Genomic DNA, 20609 nt, shown 5'->3' on the forward strand with positions numbered 1-20609 from the left:
AAATCCTCGAGGTTTTCTATTCGGTTTGTGTGTACTCAATTAGTTGCTGACACACACAAAAATTAGATACAAATAAGGCGTTTTTAAGTTATTTGTTTGGCTATTCTATTTCTTTTAGAACAAGTTAATTTGTACACGACCTTTTTTGCTCTGGAAAATCACTTTGTATTAATTTTCGCATCAATTTCTTTCTTTATCTTAGCGTTCTCATTTATAACTACCTCATCATGCGACTTAATCTGTATTCAACTTTATTAGTTGTTTTTTTAATGGGTTTCTTCGGAAACATTTCAGCACAGGAAAATGCTGTAGACAATCAAGATCTGTTTAACGAATTTACCTACCGACAAGGAAATAGCTATCGTACCGCTTCCGGAAAACCCGGTCCAGAATACTGGCAAAATGAAGCAGACTATACAATTGAAGCTACGCTCGATGACATCAAGAATACCCTTTCAGGAAAGTTAACTTTAACGTATACCAACAACAGCCCAGAAACGCTAGAATTTATTTGGATGTACCTCGAACAAAATCGGTTTACCGAAGATTCACGCGGAACACTCACTTCTCCAATCACTGGAGGGAGATACGATGGAGATACCGATGGGGGCTATCAACTTTCAAACCTAAAGGCTACCTCTGGCAGAAAGACCTCATCAAAACATATAATTACCGATACCCGAATGCAGGTTTGGTTTGCAGAACCTATCGAAGCCAATGGCGGAACGGCAGAAATCACCATGAATTTTACTTATAAAATCCCTGCCAGTGGTATGGACCGGATGGGACAACTACAAACCCAAAATGGAATAATTTACTCCATGGCGCAATGGTATCCGAGAGTTGCCGTTTTCGATGATGTCACTGGTTGGAATACCGAACCCTATTTGGGAGCTGGAGAATTTTATTGTGAATATGGAGATTATGAGTATAAAATTACCGTCCCAGCAACGCACGTTGTAGTAGGTTCGGGCGCGCTACAAAATGCCAAAGATGTCTTAACCGACACCCAACTTAAACGATGGAATAAAGCTCAAAAAAGTGATGCTACGGTCATGATTCTCACGGCAGAAGAGGTGGGGTTGCCATCAGCTAGACCCAAACAAACGGGAACGTTCACTTGGCACTTTAAAATGGAAAACACGCGTGATGTAGCATTTGCCACTTCAAAGGCATTTGTGTGGGACGCCGCACGAATTAACCTCCCCGAAGGAAAAACAGCTTTAGCGCAATCGGTATATCCTAAAGAAAGTGCGGGTCAAAAAGGTTGGTCACGATCTACAGAATATACAAAAGCTTCCATAGAGTTCTATTCAAAAAATTATTTTTCATATCCCTATAGCGATGCCATTAACGTTGCATCTAATGTAGGCGGTATGGAGTATCCCGGAGTAAGTTTTTGTAGTTATACCAGTCGCGAAGCAGGGCTTTGGGGAGTTACCGATCACGAATTTGGTCATAATTGGTTTCCAATGATTGTAGGTTCTAATGAGCGACGTTATGCATGGATGGATGAAGGGTTTAATACTTTTATAAATCATTACAGTACCCTTGCTTTTAATAAGGGGGAATACCCTTCGATGCTTAGCAATCCGAAGATGATCACCAACTATTTAAGTTGGGAAAAAACCGAAGGTATCGATACGTATCCCGACGTAAGCAATGCGATTAATCTTGGGTTTGTTGCATATTACAAACCAGCGGTCGGACTTTTTCTTCTCCGAGAAGTAGTAGTAGGGCCAGAGCGTTTCGATGCTGCTTTTAAATCGTATATTAAAACTTGGGCGTATAAGCACCCTCAACCTACCGACTTTTTTAATCATATGGAAAACGTAACAGGTGAAAACCTTTCGTGGTTCTGGAAAGGGTGGTTCTATGGAGAAAACACAATAGACATAGGTATTGCCGGTGTAAAACCACAGAAGAATAAAGAAGGATATATTATTTCGTTAGAGAATATAGGAAGTATGCCAATGCCAGTAATGCTTCAGTTAGAGTTTGAAGATGGGAGTACGCAAGAAACACAGCTGCCAGTAGAAATATGGCAACGAGATAATGCGCATGAATACTTATTAAAAACAAGTAAAACCTTAAAAAAAGTAACCATCGATCCGTCTAAGAAAATTCCCGATGCCGATGCCACAAACGATGTATGGATGACCGCAAAAGAATAACTGGTTTCATTTCAGTAAATAAGAATTTTCTAAATACAATGCTTCCGTGAAAAACAGTACTTTTGCAAAAGATTAAATTTCTATAATTATGAGTATTGTTGCCATTGTAGGACGTCCCAATGTTGGAAAGTCTACCTTTTTTAACCGATTAATTCAACGCCGTGAAGCTATCGTAGATGCGGTAAGCGGAGTAACACGCGATCGTCATTACGGAAAGAGCGACTGGAATGGTAAAGAATTCTCAGTGATCGATACGGGCGGATATGTACGTGGAAGCGATGATGTTTTTGAAGCGGAAATCGATAAACAGGTAGAACTTGCTATCGATGAAGCTGATGTGATCATTTTTATGGTCGATGTAGAAAGTGGTGTTACTGGGATGGATGAAGAAGTAGCAAAATTACTTCGGAAAAGTAAAAAACCCTTTTTTCTTGCAGTGAATAAAGTAGATAGTGCAATGCGTGAAAACGATGCCGTCGAATTTTACTCATTAGGTGTTGAGAAATACTATACAATTTCAAGCATTAACGGAAGCGGTAGTGGAGACCTGTTAGATGATCTAGTGAAAGCACTTCCTGAAAAAGAAGAAAGAACTGAAGAAGATGAACTGCCACGCTTTGCGGTAGTAGGTCGTCCAAATGCAGGGAAATCTTCGTTTATAAATGCCCTTATTGGGGAAGATAGATATATTGTAACAGATATTGCGGGTACCACCAGAGACAGTATCGACACCAAATACAATCGCTTCGGATTTGAATTTAATTTAGTAGATACCGCAGGAATACGAAAAAAGAGTAAAGTAAAAGAAGACCTTGAGTTTTATTCGGTGATGCGTAGTGTTCGTGCCATTGAACATTGCGATGTAATCATTCTTGTGTTCGATGCAACACGAGGATTCGACGGACAAGTACAGAATATTTTTTGGCTGGCACAACGTAATAATAAAGGAATTGTAATCCTTGCGAACAAATGGGATCTTGTCGAAGATAAAGATAACAGCACAGTAAAAGAATTTGAAGCTTATATTAAAAAAGAATGCGAACCTTTTGTTGATGTACCCATTGTTTTTATTTCAGTACTAAACAAACAACGTATTTTTAAAGCGATAGAAACCGCTGTAGATGTTTACAAAAATAGAAGTAAACGTATTAAAACGAGTGAGCTTAATGAAGAGATGCTTCCTCTTATCGAAGCCTATCCACCACCACAACACAAAGGGAAATACGTAAAAATAAAATACGTAACGCAACTGCCAACTCCATATCCGAGTTTTGCCTTTTTTGCCAACCTTCCTCAATATGTAAAGGAGCCATATAAGCGTTTTCTTGAAAACAAATTGCGTGCGAAATTTAACTTTAAAGGAGTGCCGGTAACAGTCTATATTCGAAAAAAATAAACGGTCTCTTATTATTTTCTATTCGTCAAAAATAAATAGTTTTATAATTCACCTGCTCATTTTTAAATAGCTAGCAAATATTTTTTTTAAAATAAATTGTCATTTTCAATAAATATAAAATATTAATCGTAATATTGCAATGAACTAATAAAGTAATAATGGGATTAGCCAAAACCGAAATGTTTACCGATCAGCAAAACGAAATTTCTCTGTTCGCAAAAGTATTTGGACACCCTGCAAGGGTCGCCATATTACAGCATTTATTTAAAATCGAACGTTGTGTGTGCGGTGACTTGGTTTCTGAAATAGGCCTAGCCCAACCAACCATATCGCAGCATCTAAAAGAGCTTAAATATTTAGGCCTAATAAAAGGAAATGTAGAAGGTACGAGTGTTTGCTATTGTATCGATAGCGAAAATTGGTTGAAAATGAAAGAGGTGATGATTCAATTTTTAGATCAAGATATTTCTGAAAAGGAAAATTGTTGCTAATTTTTTTAATTCATTAATCGTATTATCGCAATAAACAAATAAAATTATGAAACTTTCTGAAATTAAACAGTATTTAACACAATTAGAAACGATTGCGTTTCAACTTCCAAATGGAGAGTTGGTACCTAATCATTTTCACGTTACTGAAGTAGGTAAAATAACAAAGAACTTCATCGATTGCGGTGGAACAGTTCGAAAAGAAGAAGTTGTTAATTTTCAACTTTGGAATGCGAACGACTACGATCACAGACTTCATCCAGAAAAATTACTTCATATCATTTCCCTTTCTGAAGAAGTCTTGGGAATTGAAGATCTGGAAATCGAAGTAGAATATCAAGGCGATACGATCGGGAAGTTTGGTCTCGATTTCGACGGAACTAATTTTTTGCTAACCGTTAAACAAACCGATTGCCTAGCAAAAGAGCAGTGTGGACTTCCTGCTGAAAAACCAAAAGTGAAACTTTCAGAGCTAAATACGGCGAACACATGCGCTCCTAATAGTGGTTGTTGCTAATTAAAAATCGTAAGGTATGTCTTTATTTAAAGAAATAGAAAATACTATTAAAACGCTCGATTCCGATTCTATTGGTACAGAACGCAAAAAGGTTTTACAGCCCTTAATTGCCTTTATTCAGGATAAGATGGATGTCAATAACACTATTCGTCTCAATTTTATTTGCACCCATAATTCACGTCGAAGTCATTTGTCTCAGCTTTGGGCACAAACCATGGCATCATATCACAATGTGAAGCATGTGTACTGTTATTCGGGAGGAACAGAAAGTACAGCTCTCAACGAAAGGGTAGTGAAAACCCTTCAGAAATCGGGATTTCAAATAAATAAACTTTCAGAAGAAAGCAATCCGATTTACAGTATTAAATTTTCTGAAAATGAACATCCTGTCATCGGATTTTCTAAAACATTGGATGATGAATTCAACCCTAAGGCAGCATTTGCAGCGATCATGACCTGTTCTGAAGCGGACGGAGGATGCCCCTTTGTCCCAGGTGCCGAAAAGCGCATTCCTATCACCTACAAGGATCCAAAGAAATATGATAATACGCCTCAAGAATCAGAGAAATATGAAGAACGAAACCTTCAGATAGCTACTGAAATGAAGTATGTTTTTTCACAACTTAAATTAAACTAATGGCGGCTTCAAAAAAATTAAGTTTTCTCGATAGCTACTTAACAGTTTGGATATTTGTAGCCATGGCTGTAGGGGTAAGTATTGGTTATTTTTTTCCAACGTTTCCTGAAATTGTTAATTCGTATAGCAGTGGCAGTACCAATATTCCTATTGCCATAGGTTTGATCTTAATGATGTATCCACCCTTGGCAAAAGTGAAGTATTCTTTATTACCCAAAGTGTTCCGAAATACGAAAATACTTTCCATTTCCTTGCTGCTCAACTGGATTATAGGACCTGTACTCATGTTTGTATTGGCGATTACATTTTTAAGGGATTATCCCGAATACATGGTTGGACTCATTTTAATAGGACTAGCACGATGTATTGCAATGGTGCTGGTATGGAACGATCTGGCAGAAGGAAGTAATGAGTATGGAGCTGGATTAGTGGCATTAAATAGTATTTTTCAAGTATTTGCTTATAGTTTTTACGCATGGCTCTTTATCACCGTACTTCCTCCTTATTTTGGATTTGAAGGGGCGATTGTAGATATTTCAATTGCTACCATTGCTGAAAGTGTTGCTATATATTTAGGAATTCCGTTTCTATTGGGGATTCTAAGTCGATGGATTTTAGTAAAATTAAAAGGAGAAGATTGGTACACCCACACATTTATTCCGGCTATTTCTCCAATTACATTAATAGCACTGTTATTTACAATAGTGGTGATGTTTTCCCTAAAAGGAGAATTAATTGTTGAGATTCCGATGGATGTGGTTGTGATCGCAATACCGCTTCTTATTTATTTTGCACTCATGTTTATTATTGGCTTTTTCTTTACAAAAGCCATGGGAGCGACTTACGATAAAACCGCTGCTGTCGCTTTTACAGCAGCAGGAAACAATTTTGAATTAGCTATTGCAGTTGCCATCGCAGTATTCGGATTAAATTCGGGACAAGCTTTTGCAGGTGTTATTGGTCCATTAGTAGAAGTTCCAGCGCTCATCTTATTAGTTCGGGTTTCATTTTGGTTGCGAAGAAAATATTATAAAAGAGCTGGTAGCTAAAAAAAAGTTACCAGCCGCCACTGGCGCCACCACCACCAAATCCTCCGCCCCCGAAGCCACCGCCAAATCCACCACCTCCACCGAAGCCACCTCCGCCGAAGCTGCCGCCTCCACCAAATCCACCGGTGCGGCCCATGTTGCTTAAAATAATGATGTCGAGCAAGCTGCTTCCAGTACGTCTACCGCCATTTTTTCCTCCGCCTCCATTCTTTTTAGAGCTAAGAGCAATTACAATGATGATAAAAATAATAATGATTGCAATAGGAGGAATGCCTCTGCCAGTATCTTTAAAGGTGCGATCTTCTTTAAATTCGCCTTTTAACGCTTCAAAAATGGCATTGGTTCCTTGGTCGAGCCCAGCGTAGTAATTTTCAGATTTAAATTGTGGAATCATGATCCGATTAATAATTCGCTCTGCCATGAGATCGGTAATGCGGTATTCAATTCCGTAGCCGGTATTGATGTCTACCATGCGATCGTCTTTTGCCAACAAAATTAAAATTCCGTTGTCTTCGTCAGCTTGTCCGATGCCCCATTTCTGGCCCCATTTAGCGCCTAATAGAGAGATGTCTTCTCCTTTCGTGGAGCTGATCACTGCAACAACAATCTGTGTTGAAGTAGAATCGGCATAGCCTTCCAGCTTGCTTTTTAGTGCTTGTTGTTGTCCGGCCGACAGTAAGTTAATATAATCGTATACCCCTGTATGTTGCGAGGCAGCAGAAGGTTTTTCTGGGATGGTAAATTGAGCCGAAAGTGTTTCAGAAAAAAACAATAGCAGCATTAGTAAAGGAATAAAGCTGTATTTCCGAATTTTTTTCGTCATTTTTTAAATCTTCAATTTTTTAAGTACTACTTATTCCTGTAGCCCTGGGATCTGCACCATTTCATTCACTTCTTTATCATAATCGATGCCCGCTACTTTAAAACCGAACAAATTAAAAAAGTCTTTGTTATAACCTTCCAAATCTCCTAATTTGGGCAACGTTTCGGTTGTTACTTTTTTCCAAAGTTCTGCTACTTCTGCTTGAACATCTTCACGCATTTCCCAGTCGTCGATACGAATGCGTCCTTCATCATCTATCTCGGTTGTTGATGTGTAGAGTCGATCAGAAAATAACCGTTGAATTTGTTCTATGCAGCCTTCATGAATGTTTTTTTCTTTCATTACTTTATATAGCAAGGAAATATACAGCGGGATCACAGGAATTGCAGAACTCGCTTGTGTAACCAATGCTTTATTTACCGAAACATATGCTTTTCCATTAAGCTTTTCTAGACTATCAGTGATTGAAAATGCTGTGGCTTCCAGATCATCTTTTGCTTTCCCGATAGTTCCTTTACGATATACAGCTTCGGTTAATTCTGAACCGATATACGAATATGCCACCGTCTTACAACCTTCTGCTAATACATTTGCTTTTTGAAGAGCATCCATCCACATTTTCCAGTCCTCGCCACCCATTACGGTCACCGTGTTCTTAATATCTTCTTCATTCCCTGGCTCAATACTAATTTCTGAAATTTTTCCAGTGTGAAAATCGACCGTATTATTTCTGAAGGTTCCTTCGAGGGGTTTTAGAACCGATTTAAAACGCTCTCCAGAGTCTGGATGTGTTCTTACAGGAGATGCAAGACTGTAAATAACCAGGTCTATTTCTTTTAATTCTTCTTTTATAAGTTTGATAGTTTGATCCTTAATGGCGTGAGAAAAAGCATCTCCATTAATACTCTTCGCGTACAATCCAGCCTTATGTGCTTGTTCTTCAAAATAAGCACTGTTGTACCATCCTGGTGAAGCAGGCCTTCCTTCGGAAGGTGGTTTCTCTAAAAAAACACCAATAGTAGCAGCGTCACTTCCAAAAGCACTTGTAATTCTCGATGCGAGTCCGAAACCCGTAGAAGCACCAATGACCAAAACTTTTTTTGGTCCGTCGATGTTACCTTTCGATTGCACATATTCGATTTGATCGATCACGTTTTGTTCACATCCTTTTGGGTGCGCAGTAAGACAAATAAATCCGCGGGTTCTTGGTTCAATAATCATTATGAAAGGTTGAATTTGTTATTAACTTCGAATTAACCAATAGAAATAGTATCGGGTAATTCGTTTTGATCTCCTTTTTGATACGGAAAATGTTTCTTTAATTGAAGTCCGGCTTTTAAAATTCCATCGACCAATCCTTGTTTGGTATTTCCAGATTTAAAATGAGTAATAATGGTGTCTTTAGTACTTTCCCAGAAATCGGGAGCGACCACATCGTTAATACCACTATCGCCTAGAATCACTAGTGTGCGGTCTTCTACGGCAACATAGATAAGAACTCCATTACTTTGCTTGGTGTTGTCCATATGAAGAAAATCGAATACCATAGCGGCACGATCGAACGCATCCATTGCATCTCCTGTTTCAGGGTTTATGCAAGTGGATTCGAGATGTACCCGAATTTCACCGCTGGTATTTTTTTCAGCAACGCGGATGGCTTCAATAATCTGTGATTCATCTTCAGCTGTTAAAAAATCTTCTACTTTAGATGCCATACTTATGAGTCTTTTCCGAAGTCGAATTCAACATCAGGTGCATTTTCACTTCCTGCATCTGCTTCAAAATAGGTTTTCTTTTCGAAGCCTAACATTCCTGCAATCATATTGGTAGGAAACAATCTAATTTCAGTATTAAATTGTTTTGCTGTTTCATTAAAACGGTTTCTTTCTACGTTAATACGATTCTCTGTGCGTTCTAATTCGTTGATTAATTCTTTGAAATTCTCGTTCGCTTTGAGGTCTGGATACCGTTCGAAAACAGCGAGCAACCTGGAAAGGGCTGAGGTAAGACCCGATTGTGCTTGCTGAAATTGTGCTAATTGTTGCGGAGTTATATTAGAAGGATCTATATTAATTGAAGTTGCTTTGCTTCGTGCCTCGGTAACTTTTAGTAAAGTTTCTTGCTCAAACTCGGCATATCCCTTTGCGGTATTAACAATGTTAGGAATAAGATCGGCACGACGTTGGTAGGCGCTCTCTACATTACCCCATTGTCCAGCGACATTTTCTTCTAGAGGAACCAATTTGTTATTTACAGAAGCAAACCAGGCGCCAATAATTACGACAAGACCGACAATGATAATTAGAGGAATGAGTATTTTTTTCATGATGGAAAGGTTATAGGTGTTCTTTAATTTTAAGTAATTCAGACTTTATTGTTTCTAATTTACGAATAATCTCGAATCGGCCGAGGGTATTCTGTTTGTTTTCTTTTAAATGAATTTTAGCACCCTCTAGGGTAAAACCGCGTTCTTTTACAAGGTAATAGATGAGTTCGAGGTTTTTTATGTCTTCGGGCGTAAACTTTCGGTTGCCTTTAGCATTTTTCTTTGGCTTCAGTACATCGAATTCTTTTTCCCAGAAACGAATCAATGAGGTATTAACGTCGAAAGCTTTCGCCACTTCGCCAATTCCATAATATCGTTTTTCAGGAAGATCAATGTGCATTTCCTTTCATTTATTAATGTGAACAAAGATAACAGACAATCCGGATAAAATTCAGCTTTCAGAATTGAAAAAAGAAAATAGCTGTTAGGTGTTTAATCCAACGACTGATTTTCCTGTTGAGCACTTTTTAACATGTCTGCAAATTCTTCTGGAGAAAGGTTTCCGTAGTAAAAATTAATCGGATTAATACGTTCGTTATCTTTAAAGATTTCATAGTGCAGGTGAGGTGCTTCAGACCGACCAGTGCTTCCAACAAAGCCAATAAGGTCTCCTCTTTTTACCTTTTGTCCTTGGCGAACGTTGTATTTGTACAAGTGCGCGTATAGACTTTGATACCCAAACCCATGATCGATCCGAATGTGGTTTCCGTAGCCTGAAGAATTATTATCGGCACGGGTAACTCTCCCATCGCCAGAAGCATATACAGGTGTTCCGCGAGGTGCCGTAAAATCCATTCCGAAGTGCATCTTTCTTGCTTTTGTAAAAGGATCGGTTCTAAATCCGTAACCAGATGCCATTCGTGTTAGATCTTCATTTTTAACAGGTTGTATGGCTGGAATTGCTTCTAATAATTTTTCTTTTTCTTCGGCTAATTTAGCGACTTCATCGAGAGAACGTGATTGTACAACAATTTGCTTGGTAAGAATATCGAGTCGCTTACTTGAAGAGATAATTAGCCTTGAATTATCAAATCCTTCGAGGTCTTTATACCGGTTAATCCCTCCAAAACCTGCTTTTCGTTGCGTTTCTGGAATTGGATTCGCTTCAAAATAAACGCGATATAAATTGTTATCACGATCGGCTACTTCTGCAAGCACTTCTTCTGCTTGCTCCATTTTTTTATTTAATAGATCGAATTGAAACTCCATGTTCGCTAATTCACGCTCCAAACTTTTCTCTTTAGGAGTTTCTACATAGGGTAAATTGATAAAGATTACGAAAAATAAAAATCCGCTCAATACAATACCCAGAAAAGAAAGCAACGCAATACTAAGCTTGCGGCCTTTTTTCTTTTCAATTTTTCGATAGGAAAGGGTTTCGCTATCGTAATAATATTTAACCTTAGACATACGTTAAAAAATCTTATTTTTGCTCGTTGATGGGTCGTGTTATGCTAAGAAACGAAACACAAATATAGAAATTGTTTGCGTAGTACACTAACCCTAACTAAGGAGTCTAAAATTTTATCTATGAAGTCCAGCGAAATCCGCTCACAGTTTTTACAATTTTTTGAATCGAAAAAACATGCCGTTGTACCCTCAGCACCAATGGTAGTAAAGAATGATCCTACGCTCATGTTTACCAATGCGGGGATGAATCAATTTAAAGAATATTTCCTAGGAAACACCGATCCAAAAAATACCCGTGTTACCGATACCCAAAAGTGTCTTCGTGTAAGTGGAAAACATAATGACTTGGAAGAAGTGGGAATGGACACCTACCATCATACTATGTTTGAAATGTTGGGCAACTGGAGTTTTGGCGATTATTTTAAAAAAGAAGCTATCGAGTGGGCATGGGAATTGCTTACCGAAGTTTTAAAAATTGATAAAGACATTCTCTACGTATCTATTTTTGAAGGTGATTCTTCGGAAGGTTTAGAACGCGATACAGAAGCGTTCGAACTATGGAAAAAGTTGGTTCCAGAAGACCGTATTATCAATGGAAATAAGAGTGATAATTTTTGGGAAATGGGCGAGCAAGGACCCTGCGGACCGTGCAGCGAAATACATGTAGACATTCGTTCTGCTGAAGAGAAAGCGAAAATTTCTGGTGCCGAGTTAGTAAATAAAGACCACCCTCAAGTTGTAGAGATCTGGAATTTGGTCTTTATGCAATTTAATAGAAAGGCTAACGGAAGCCTCGAAAAATTACCTGCTCAACACGTAGATACCGGAATGGGTTTCGAACGGCTGTGTATGGTGCTTCAAAACAAAAAAAGTAACTACGACACCGACGTTTTCACACCTCTTATTCGTGAGATAGAGGCTATTACAGATGTAACGTATGGGAAAGACGAAAAAATAGACATTGCAGTTCGCGTGATTGCAGATCATATAAGAGCCGTTGCATTTTCTATTGCCGATGGGCAACTCCCTAGTAATACAGGAGCTGGATATGTAATTCGACGTATTTTGCGAAGAGCAATTCGCTACGGATTCACATTTCTAAATACCAAAGAGCCCTTTATCTATAAATTAATAGATACTCTTACCAAGCAGATGGGCAAAGCGTTCCCCGAGTTAGTGCAAGAAAACAATTTAATCACAAATGTGGTACGGGAAGAAGAAGCTTCTTTTTTACGTACGTTAGATCAAGGTTTGATATTATTAGACAATGTAATAGCAGAATCAGATTCTAAGGAAATAGCAGGAACTAAAGTTTTTGAATTATACGATACCTTTGGGTTTCCCGACGATTTAACTGCTCTTATTTTGCGTGAGCGTGGCTATACCATGGATGAAGCCGGGTTTAAAAAAGAACTTCAAAAACAAAAAGACCGTTCCCGAGCGGCTACAAAGGTAGCTACGAGCGATTGGGTAGAATTAAAAGAAGATGATGAAGAAGAATTTGTAGGCTACGATACATTACAAACAAACATTCGTATTACGCGGTATCGAAAAGTGGAAAGTAAGAAAGATGGAGAACTATATCAATTGGTGTTTAATCTAACGCCTTTTTATCCTGAAGGAGGAGGGCAAGTTGGTGATAAAGGATACTTAGAAGCTTCAAATGGAGAAGTAATTTATATTATAGACACCAAGAAAGAAAACAACCTAATTATTCATTTCACTAAAACCCTACCACGACATGTAGAAGGAGAGTTTAAAGCGGTAGTGGATGAAAAACAACGAGCGAGAACAGCATCTAATCATACTGCAACACATTTATTACATCAAGCACTCCGAAAGATTCTGGGAACCCACGTGGCTCAAAAAGGTTCGATGGTACACAGTGGATATTTGAGATTCGATTTTTCACATTTTAGTAAAGTGACCGATGAGCAACTTAGGGAAGTTGAAGATTTTGTGAATGCGAGAATTAAAGAAGGAATCGCCTTAGAAGAGCGCCGCGGAATACCGTATCAGCAGGCATTAGATGAAGGAGCTATCGCATTATTTGGCGAGAAATATGGAGATAGCGTGCGTGCCGTTAAGTTTGGTAAATCGATGGAATTATGTGGTGGTACGCATGTAGAAAATACCGCTGATATTTGGCATTTTATTATTACTTCGGAAGGGGCAGTCGCAAGTGGAATTCGCCGAATTGAAGCCATTACTGGAGATGCAGCGAAGAAATATTATATCGAACGAAGTAACTCATATGCGGAAGTTCAAAAAGCGTTAAATAACGTACAAGACCCCGTGAAAGCTGTGGTAAATCTTCAAGACGAAAACAATGCGTTGCAAAAACAAATTCAGCAATTACTGAAGGATAAAGCACAAAATATGAAAGGCGACCTTCGAAATGAGGTCACTCAAATTCATGGCGTGAATTTTCTAGCCAAACACGTCGAATTAGACGCAGGAGGTATGAAAGACCTTGCTTTCGAATTGGGAGGAGAGATCGACAACTTGTTTTTATTGTTTGGGTCTAATCAAGACGGAAAAGCATTGTTGACCTGTTATATTTCTAAAGATTTGGCAAATGAAAAAAAATTAAATGCTGGACAAATTGTTCGAGAACTCGGAAAGCACATTCAAGGAGGCGGCGGAGGACAACCCTTTTTCGCAACTGCTGGAGGAAAAAATCCTGAGGGTATTGAGAAAGCATTACAGGCAGCAAAAGAATATGTTCTCTAACACCAAGTTTTAGGCAAATTAAAAAGATGCTGTCACATGAACTTGTCGAAGTGTAAGTTGCTGGTCTTCGACAGACTAGACTAATGGTGAAATTATCCCTTGGTTTTATCTGTAAAGTAATAATGTTGCTTGGTTTTAAAACAATTCAAATAATTTAAAAGTGAAACTACAAACAGAAATACCCATTCATCCCGAAAGAAATCCCATCGATTATGCTTCGAAAGTGGTTCTTTTGGGGTCTTGTTTTTCTGAAAATGTAGGAGCAAAATTTTTATATTATCAATTTCAGCACTTTGTTAATCCGTTTGGAATTCTATTTCATCCCTTCGCTATAGAGCAATTAATAACACGCGCTATAAACGAAACGGTTTTTACTGAAAAAGATCTTGTTTTTCATAATGAGCAATGGCATTGCTTCGAGGTACATTCTTCATTAAGTGCTTCAAATAAGGAAGAATTACTTCGGAAACTAAACAACATATTAAAACAATTTCAGAAAGAAATAGAAACGGCCACACATTTTATTTTCACCTACGGAACTGCTTGGGTGTATCGCTTTATTGAAACCGACAGGTATGTAGCGAACTGTCATAAAATTCCGCAGAAACAATTTTTAAAAGAATTGGCTTCGGTAGAAGAGATCGCCGCGTCCATAGACAATACTATTACACTCATAAAAAGTAGCAATCCGAATGTGGTGTGTATTCATACCGTTTCTCCCGTTCGACATGTTAAGGATGGAATGGTTGAAAACACCAGAAGCAAGGCGCATCTTATTGCAGGAATACACGAGGTTATTTCGCCACGGGATCGGGTTCATTATTTCCCTTCGTATGAGGTGATGATGGATGAATTGCGTGATTACCGGTTTTATACTGAAGATTTAGTTCACCCCAACAACACAGCCATACAGATTGTTTGGGAGAAATTTGCGGAAGCCTGGGTGTCTTCGGAAGCGAAACACTTTCAGAAAGACATTGAAACCATTCAAAATGGGTTGTCGCATCGTCCCTTTCATCCTGAGAGTAAGGCACATCAAGAGTTTCAGAAAAACCTTCAGAAGAAAATAGAAACCCTTCAGAAACAATTGCCTTACACGAATTTTGAAGGTACCTCTTTTTCTTAAAAGCGATATAAACCTCGCAACGTTTACCCTGTCTTTTTCTAGAATACGTCAGTTGTCGTATTGATTTTTATTGCCTTAATGCATCATATTTGTAGGAACAAAACAGTTAAAACCAAACAATTATGAAACATTTAAAAACAATAGGCCTTGTGCTTTTTATATCGCTGGCGTTCGCATCTTGCAAAAGTGATGATGATGGAGGAGACGACGGGAATGCTGGCAATGGTACTTTAGAAGCACAGGTTGACGGACAGAACTACACATCGATCCCTGAGGCTTCTCGTGCAGAACTTAATACCTCTAGCAGCGTACAAACATTAGCTGTTACGGGAGGAACCTTAGATTCAGAAAACATTCAGATGATTATTATTGGGTTCGAAGGTGAAGGTACCTACCAGTTAAATTTAACCAATATTGGAACGTACAGCTATTTACCCGATCCGGGAAATCCAGATCCTAATTCGGTGGTGGTTTATACCACTGTGGGAGAAGGGCAAGCCAGCAATGGAGAGGTGAGTATTTCTAGTTTCGATGGAAATAGGGTACTGGGAACCTTTAGTTTTACAGGGTACAATTTGGACGATACCAGTGATACGGTTGCAGTTACTAACGGTTCTTTCAATATGCAGGTAGTGGAACAATAAACTCAATACAAGCAACCAAATAGATCAATACTAACTAACCGAAACCGGAACCTTCTTATACATGGTGCCGGTTTTTTTTGAATCCTAAGGAGTTAAATACGTCAACTGTCGTATTGAATGTTGTTTCATTTTCCTACAACTTTGATATAACTAAATAAATCAACACACTTATGAAAACTAGCATCCTAAAATCTCTGCTACTCGTTGTTACCTGTATGGTAATGGATGGCACTACAGCACAAAAAGCCGAAACTCCCGACTTTCGTTACGATGTAGGAGCGAAAATTAATGAAATGACCTTGACGCAAGGCGGAACAATGGTTGTTGCAACCAACGACGGTTTGGTGGGAATTAAACCTGGATCCAATACGTTGTTATTTAATTTTACAGAGTACGGCCGCGTGAAACCTGAAGAACTTACGTATGTTCCTAATGCTCCGTATGTAATTGTAGCGCAAGGTGGGTTTGCTAATCTTACCGCAAAGAAATCGGTGATCGACTACATATCAGGGAAAACTCTTTTTAATACCGAAAGCAATGGCTGGAAAATTGCCTACACCTGTGATGTAATGATGCCTCAAAACAAACTTGTGGTAAGTGGTCAACGAACTTCTAAGGAAAAATATGCTACTCAGGTTGCTGTCTATGATCTAAATACAGGCAAGGAAGATTACCGGTTCAACCTGGGAGACCCAGATCGGGTAGGCATCGCAAAAGTATATGAGGTAACGGGACGGCCGTTGCTGCTAAAGGAGCATCTTATTGTACCTACAAACCAAGGTATGATCGCTAAAAAAGCACAAACTGGAGAGGTGTTGTGGGAGAATAAAATTAAAGGAGTAAGTTGGATGGTTGCCGATGCCTCTGAAAAAGAATTGTATGCATTCGAATCGGTTAATCAAGGAAAAAACACGCGAATACACAAAATTGGAACCAGTGGTAATGAATTATGGGAAGACGATCATAAAGTAAAAGGAACCATTGCCAATTTCGAAATACTTCCTAATGGGATTGCTGTGGTTAGCAATACAGATGATGGAGGAAGCGGAAGTGTGTTTGCGGCAAAAAATGAATCTAACATTGCTTTTTTAAGTGCGGCCAATGGAGAAGACTTATGGGACAAAGCTCCTAAAACAAAAGGATATGTACAGCATTTTTATGTTATGGATGACGGAATTCTCTTTGGAATTTATCAAGGAGGAATTAATAAGATTTCATTTAGTGGAGAAACGCTATTTAAAAAACCACTAAAAACTGGAGAAAATATTCTTACTATGGCAAATACTCCGCAAGGACTTATTTACATTACTTCGGAAGATGCCAATATTGTGAATCTGTCGACTGGAGAGCAAGTATGGGAAAAACCACTAAAGTATAGAAGAGCGTCCGCTGTGAGTTCTGCTTTCGATAAAGCGAACAACCGCTATCTTATTAGTGCTGACGACGAGTTATTCACTGTAGATGCCACTTCTGGTGTTGTAAGTACACTAGCCGAATCTAAATTTGACGGAAAAGAAAACCCTGCTCATGTGGAGGTAAGAACAAATGGAATTCTTTTAACCAGCGACCAAAACCTTATGATGCTTGATTGGTCCGGGAATAAAACATGGCACGAGTATTACCGTGCTCCGGGTAAAAGTGCCCTTGGTGCTATTATCGCTGGAGTATCGGCAGTAGCGACAGCAGCTACATCGGCAGCCGCCTTTAACGCTGCGAACCAGAATCGAAACAAATTGGGGAATTATACCGATCGGGGAGAACGTTATGCAGATCTCGGTGTAGGAATGGCAGCTGCAACAGGAGCCTCGATCTCTGAAATGCTAAGGCGATTTAAAGCGACTGCCGCTACCGAAAATTCACAATTTATTCTTACCAAGTTGGATGACGGTGTTGGATTAATAAAAATAAATAAAGACCAAGGTGCAAAGGAAAAAGAGATTGTTTTAAAAGATAAAAAACCAGAATATGAAGTCGATGAAATAGGGGGAATTCTATATTACAAAGCAGATGCCAATTCAATTTTTGCCTACGACCTCAATTAAATTTAAATGAATGCTATGTAAATGAAGTGAGGAGCGTTTACATAGTTGAAACCCTATAGTTAGGCTATGGGGTTTTTGTTATTTTAAGTACATTCGTTACTCAATCCTAGATGCTTATGAGATTAGTATTGTTCTGTTTTATGGTATTTGTTTCTTCTGTTGTCTTCGGGCAGAATAAAGAGAAGTCGATCGATAGCTTGCTACAAGTGGCAGAAAAAAGCAACGATTCTACTCGCTTACGAATTTATAATAAAGTAAGCTTTTACTACATTTTTAATGCTCCTGAAACGGCAAAAAAATTGTTAGAGAAGGGAATTGAGGAAGCAGCTTTACAAAACAACTATTTCTCGGAAGCGGAATTAACAAACACGTATGGAATCTATTACGATGTGAGAGGACAATCGGATTCTGCACGTTATTATTTTGAAAAAGCCTATGACTTAAGCGCTAGAAACAATCAAGATATTATTACGGTGATGGTAATTAATAATTTAGGGATGTTTCACTGGAACAAGGGCCAGTACCAAGAAGCACTCGATTATTTTTTTAAAGCACTTAAAATGAACAATGAGATGTCCAAAGCTGGGAAAGATGGTACGTATCTCAATAACATAGGGCTTATCTATCAAGAAATGGGGCTTACCGATAAAGCACTCGAATATCATTACAAGGCACTCTCAAACCGTAGAAAGAATAATGCGGTTTCAGAGATTCCCGTATCGTTAAATAATATAGGTATAAATTTAACTGAAAAAAAGAAGTATACAGAAGCAGAAAAAGCCCTGAATGAAGGTATAGAATTAGCAAGAGAGGCCAATGAACTCGGAGTCTATTACAATTTATTAAGTAGCTTAAGTAATGTATACGTTCGTACCAACCAGACACAGAAAGCCATTCCAATTTTAGAAGAATCATTCGAAGGAAGAAGTAAGAATAATATTGATCGACGTGCTAATCTTCATGCCATTGTAAACCTAATTCAAATATTTACAAACGAAAGGGATGCATTAAATACCTTTAAATATATTAAAGAGGGAGAAACCTATCGTAACGAATTTCCGGAACTCACCAATGCTTCTGCAAATTTTTACGAAGCTTCTGCTAAAGCCTACTATGCTTTTAACGATGTTGAAAATGGAGCGCGCTATCTTTCTGAAACTTTGAGGGCCAAAGACAGTATTTTTTCCCATGAAAATGCGAGTAACATTGCAACTTTAGAGACAAAATTTAATTTTTCAGAAAAAGAACGGATGTTGGCCGAAACGAGAGCCAATCTTGCAGAGCGTGAATTGCAAGTGCGTAATAAGAATCTACTTATTTATGGAGGAATTGCATTACTAATGCTGCTGGGGTTATTGGGGTATCTATTGTTTAAGCACCAACAAAATAAGCATCGGCAGCTTCAGAAAGAAGCGGAACTTAAAACTGCGCTCGCACGCATCGAAACGCAAAACAGATTACAGGAACAACGCCTTCGTATTTCCAGAGATCTTCATGACAATATCGGGGCACAACTCACTTTTATTATTTCTTCAATCGATAGTTTAAAATACAAATTGCAGGATGCTTCCGAAGCTACCATTACCAAGTTATCGGGAATTAGTGCATTCACAAAAAGTACCATCTATGAATTGCGAGATACCATTTGGGCGATGAATAAAAACACCATCGCTTTAGAAGATCTTCAAGTGCGCATTTCAAATTTTATAGACAATGCACGGGACGCCTCCCAGCATATTTCGTTTCAATTTAAAGGGCTTACTAAATATGATAAAGAAATTACTTTTGCTTCGGTAGAAGGAATGAACCTGTATCGAATTATTCAGGAAGGAGTGAACAATGCATTAAAACACGCAAATGCTACACAAATTTCGGTCTCGTTGACTCAAGAAAATGAGACCTATATTTTAAAAATTACCGATGATGGTATTGGTTTTTCCAGTGCTAAAGAAGATGGCAACGGACTGCATAATATTCGAAAAAGGGTAAATGAATTAGGCGGTAGTTTTACTATTGCTTCAGAAAAGGAAAAAGGGACGACACTCAAAGTTCAGTTTTAAAGAAGTACGACAAGTGCCTTATTTTTTTTTCGAAGCTTCCGTTGTACCTTGTTTATTTAGGAATGCGTATGAGTACTAATATAGCTATAGGAGGAATCTTTTTTATTACAGCCTTTTTGTTGGTATGGGTTTTCAGAAATATTTCTGAAACGAATAAAAAGAAACATCAAAAGGTGACAGAATTACTTTATTCTGAAATCACAAGGCACCGAGAACAGATCACTATTCGGAATTTAGGCTTAAATACGTACGATTTACAAAAGCACAACTTGTCTGAAGCACTTCAAGTACAAGAGGTTAATTGCCTTTATGAAACGTAACAATGTCGGTATGTTTGTACCTAGAAACGTAGTTAAAAATGAATACGACATATGCCGTATAGCTGTTGCGTTAATTTTGATTATTTTTAAGGGAACTAGCAACAACCTTTTATGACACCGTTTAAAATTGCCATTGTAGATGATAATTCTTTTTTAATTCAGGCAATTAAAGAAAAACTCTCCTTTTTTGACGATCTTACTGTAAAGCATACCTCATTAAATGGCAGTGAATTATTAGCGAAATTAGCCGAAAGTCACCATATCGACCTTATTTTAATGGATATTGAAATGCCCATACTTAATGGCATTGAAACAACACAGATTGTAAAACATAAGTTTCCACAAATTAAGATCATTATGCTTACAGCTTTCGATAATGATGAACACATTTTTAATGCAATCAAGGCAGGAGCAGATGGATACCTTCTTAAAGAGATTGATCCGCCAGTATTACACCAAGGCATTTTGGAAACACTACATGGAGGCGCAGCGATGAATCCTTCAATAGCTCTAAAAACATTAAAATTACTTCGCAATCCTATTGGGATCGAACACCATCACGATCTAGAAGACGTTTCTTTATCGAAACGTGAAGTGGAAGTCTTAGAACAATTAAGCACAGGGTTGCCTTATACGGCTATTGCAGAGAACCTTTTTATTTCGCCGAGTACAGTTCGAAAACATATTGAAAACACGTATAAAAAGCTACAAGTACACAGTAAGATTGAGGCGGTTCAAAAAGCGAAACGATACAATATTATTTAGTAGCTTCAATATCTTACCCACTTTTTCGTTATACCTATAGACTTTACTGTTAAACTCTTCTAAAACAGTTGCTATTCCGAAAAACTACGCCTTAATTTT

General features: G+C 38.2%; 19 protein-coding genes. 13 read left to right on the forward strand and 6 right to left on the reverse strand.

Annotated features, from left to right (window positions below):
* Nucleotides 1-227: 227 nt before the first annotated feature.
* The 6 genes from ULVI_RS13135 to arsB all read left to right on the forward strand — a co-directional run bounded on the left by ULVI_RS13135 (nucleotide 228) and on the right by arsB (nucleotide 6261).
* Nucleotides 228-2174: a M1 family metallopeptidase gene (locus tag ULVI_RS13135; RefSeq protein WP_068593258.1), complete on the forward strand. Its 1947-nt coding sequence runs from the start codon at nucleotides 228-230 to the stop codon at nucleotides 2172-2174.
* An 85-nt stretch (nucleotides 2175-2259) separates the two neighbouring features.
* Complete coding sequence (gene der / locus ULVI_RS13140) at nucleotides 2260-3570, forward strand: ribosome biogenesis GTPase Der (protein WP_068593259.1); 1311 nt, start codon at nucleotides 2260-2262, stop codon at nucleotides 3568-3570.
* A 158-nt stretch (nucleotides 3571-3728) separates the two neighbouring features.
* Nucleotides 3729-4061, forward strand: a complete 333-nt coding sequence (locus tag ULVI_RS13145) for an ArsR/SmtB family transcription factor (RefSeq protein WP_068593260.1) — start codon at nucleotides 3729-3731, stop codon at nucleotides 4059-4061.
* A 46-nt stretch (nucleotides 4062-4107) separates the two neighbouring features.
* A complete protein-coding gene (locus ULVI_RS13150) occupies nucleotides 4108-4575 on the forward strand; it encodes a DUF6428 family protein (protein WP_068593261.1) in 468 nt (155 codons plus the stop codon).
* Between the two features lie 16 nt (nucleotides 4576-4591).
* Nucleotides 4592-5212 carry an arsenate-mycothiol transferase ArsC gene (locus ULVI_RS13155; RefSeq protein ID WP_068593262.1) on the forward strand — a complete coding sequence of 207 codons (621 nt, stop codon included), beginning with the start codon at nucleotides 4592-4594 and terminating at the stop codon, nucleotides 5210-5212.
* Nucleotides 5212-6261, forward strand: a complete 1050-nt coding sequence (gene arsB, locus ULVI_RS13160; RefSeq protein WP_068593263.1) for an ACR3 family arsenite efflux transporter — start codon at nucleotides 5212-5214, stop codon at nucleotides 6259-6261. Before ULVI_RS13155 ends, arsB begins: the two co-directional genes overlap by 1 nt.
* A gap of 7 nt (nucleotides 6262-6268) precedes the next feature.
* On the opposite strand, the gene ULVI_RS13165 is transcribed toward arsB, so the two are convergent.
* From ULVI_RS13165 to ULVI_RS13190, 6 genes are all read right to left on the reverse strand, one after another.
* Nucleotides 6269-7084, reverse strand: a complete 816-nt coding sequence (locus tag ULVI_RS13165) for a TPM domain-containing protein (protein WP_068593264.1) — start codon at nucleotides 7082-7084, stop codon at nucleotides 6269-6271.
* 30 nt (nucleotides 7085-7114) lie between these two features.
* The gene (gene fabV, locus ULVI_RS13170) at nucleotides 7115-8305 is read right to left on the reverse strand and encodes an enoyl-ACP reductase FabV (protein ID WP_068593265.1); all 1191 of its coding nucleotides are present in this window, start codon (nucleotides 8303-8305) and stop codon (nucleotides 7115-7117) included.
* A gap of 32 nt (nucleotides 8306-8337) precedes the next feature.
* Entirely contained in the window at nucleotides 8338-8799 is a 462-nt protein-coding gene (locus ULVI_RS13175; protein ID WP_068593266.1) for a TPM domain-containing protein, read from the reverse strand.
* 2 nt (nucleotides 8800-8801) lie between these two features.
* A complete protein-coding gene (locus ULVI_RS13180; RefSeq protein WP_068593267.1) occupies nucleotides 8802-9410 on the reverse strand; it encodes a LemA family protein in 609 nt (202 codons plus the stop codon).
* A 10-nt stretch (nucleotides 9411-9420) separates the two neighbouring features.
* Nucleotides 9421-9750 carry a MerR family transcriptional regulator gene (locus ULVI_RS13185; protein WP_068593268.1) on the reverse strand — a complete coding sequence of 110 codons (330 nt, stop codon included), beginning with the start codon at nucleotides 9748-9750 and terminating at the stop codon, nucleotides 9421-9423.
* 92 nt (nucleotides 9751-9842) lie between these two features.
* The gene (locus ULVI_RS13190; RefSeq protein WP_068593269.1) at nucleotides 9843-10820 is read right to left on the reverse strand and encodes a M23 family metallopeptidase; all 978 of its coding nucleotides are present in this window, start codon (nucleotides 10818-10820) and stop codon (nucleotides 9843-9845) included.
* A 120-nt stretch (nucleotides 10821-10940) separates the two neighbouring features.
* Between ULVI_RS13190 and alaS the strand changes: the two genes are divergently transcribed.
* The 7 genes from alaS to ULVI_RS13225 all read left to right on the forward strand — a co-directional run bounded on the left by alaS (nucleotide 10941) and on the right by ULVI_RS13225 (nucleotide 20510).
* Complete coding sequence (gene alaS, locus ULVI_RS13195) at nucleotides 10941-13553, forward strand: alanine--tRNA ligase (RefSeq protein ID WP_068593270.1); 2613 nt, start codon at nucleotides 10941-10943, stop codon at nucleotides 13551-13553.
* 160 nt (nucleotides 13554-13713) lie between these two features.
* Nucleotides 13714-14679: a GSCFA domain-containing protein gene (locus ULVI_RS13200; RefSeq protein ID WP_068593271.1), complete on the forward strand. Its 966-nt coding sequence runs from the start codon at nucleotides 13714-13716 to the stop codon at nucleotides 14677-14679.
* Nucleotides 14680-14801: 122 nt separating this feature from the next.
* On the forward strand, nucleotides 14802-15323 hold the full coding sequence (locus ULVI_RS13205) for a DUF6252 family protein (RefSeq protein WP_068593272.1): 522 nt from the start codon (nucleotides 14802-14804) through the stop codon (nucleotides 15321-15323).
* A 170-nt stretch (nucleotides 15324-15493) separates the two neighbouring features.
* Nucleotides 15494-17365 (forward strand): outer membrane protein assembly factor BamB family protein, encoded by a 1872-nt coding sequence (locus ULVI_RS13210; protein WP_068593273.1) that lies wholly within the window; start codon nucleotides 15494-15496, stop codon nucleotides 17363-17365.
* Between the two features lie 116 nt (nucleotides 17366-17481).
* The gene (locus ULVI_RS13215; protein WP_197463516.1) at nucleotides 17482-19425 is read left to right on the forward strand and encodes a tetratricopeptide repeat-containing sensor histidine kinase; all 1944 of its coding nucleotides are present in this window, start codon (nucleotides 17482-17484) and stop codon (nucleotides 19423-19425) included.
* Between the two features lie 68 nt (nucleotides 19426-19493).
* Nucleotides 19494-19745 (forward strand): hypothetical protein, encoded by a 252-nt coding sequence (locus tag ULVI_RS13220; protein WP_068593275.1) that lies wholly within the window; start codon nucleotides 19494-19496, stop codon nucleotides 19743-19745.
* A 111-nt stretch (nucleotides 19746-19856) separates the two neighbouring features.
* Nucleotides 19857-20510 carry a response regulator gene (locus tag ULVI_RS13225; RefSeq protein ID WP_068593276.1) on the forward strand — a complete coding sequence of 218 codons (654 nt, stop codon included), beginning with the start codon at nucleotides 19857-19859 and terminating at the stop codon, nucleotides 20508-20510.
* The last annotated feature ends 99 nt before the right edge of the window (nucleotides 20511-20609 follow it).

Source organism: Cochleicola gelatinilyticus, assembly GCF_001637325.1.
In the GTDB taxonomy this organism is placed as follows: Bacteria; Bacteroidota; Bacteroidia; order Flavobacteriales; family Flavobacteriaceae; genus Cochleicola; species Cochleicola gelatinilyticus.